The organism is Mesorhizobium sp. M4B.F.Ca.ET.089.01.1.1 (assembly GCF_004022605.1).
Classification (GTDB): domain Bacteria; phylum Pseudomonadota; class Alphaproteobacteria; order Rhizobiales; family Rhizobiaceae; genus Mesorhizobium; species Mesorhizobium abyssinicae.
In genome coordinates this window covers 1-700 of record NZ_RZOS01001111.1, presented here as the reverse complement: position 1 = coordinate 700, position 700 = coordinate 1, and the positions used below count along the sequence as shown (strand labels likewise).

Annotated in this window: 2 protein-coding genes; both read left to right on the top strand. The window is 66.6% G+C overall.

All coding sequences use genetic code 11. The annotated features are described in order from the left end of the window. Window positions 1-372 (top strand): DoxX-like family protein (locus EN780_RS36315; protein ID WP_189557092.1); only part of this gene is annotated, 372 nt, incomplete at its 5' end. Continuing rightward, on the top strand, window positions 372-700 hold a 329-nt coding region (locus EN780_RS36310; RefSeq protein ID WP_133372958.1), incomplete at its 3' end, for a DUF2269 domain-containing protein. The genes EN780_RS36315 and EN780_RS36310, both read left to right, overlap by 1 nt.

The following is a 700-nucleotide window of genomic DNA, read 5'->3' as shown; positions in this document are numbered from 1 at the left end:
TCCGCCCGCCTCTATCTGTTGAAGGCGCCGATCATCGTGACGCTGGCGCTGTTCTGGCTCATTTCCGGCCTCGCGCCGTTCCTGGCATTCGAGGCGGCGCGCAGCCATTTCGCGAGCTTCCTGCCTGGCCGCGCCGCGAGCGCGATGGTGGCGGTGACATGTCTTGCCGATGTCGCGTTGGGGCTTGCGGTGCTCTTCCGGCCCTGGGCGCGGCGCGCTCTGATCGGCATGCTTGTGCTGACGCTCGCCTACCTGCTTGCCGCGACATTCGCGGAGCCGGCGCTCTGGCTCGATCCGCTCGGCCCCCTGGTCAAAGTGGTGCCGTCGATCCTGCTGGCGCTCACGGCCCTTGCCATTCTGGACGAACGCTGATGGCGCTGGAAGACGTGCTGCGACTTGTCCATGTGCTCGGCGCGACGGTGCTGTTCGGAACCGGCATCGGCATCGCCTTCTTCATGGCGATGGCCGTCAGGACCCGCGACCCCCGCATCATCGCCCATGTCGCCAGCATCGTGGTGATCGCAGACACCGTCTTCACGGCGACTGCCGTGGTGCTGCAGCCGCTGACCGGGTACGGGCTGGCGCGCGTCGTCGGATGGCCGCTCAACGAAGGCTGGATCCTGCTGTCACTGGCGCTCTATGTGATCATCGGCCTGTTCTGGGTGCCGGTGGTCTGGATCCAGATCCGCTTGCGCGACAT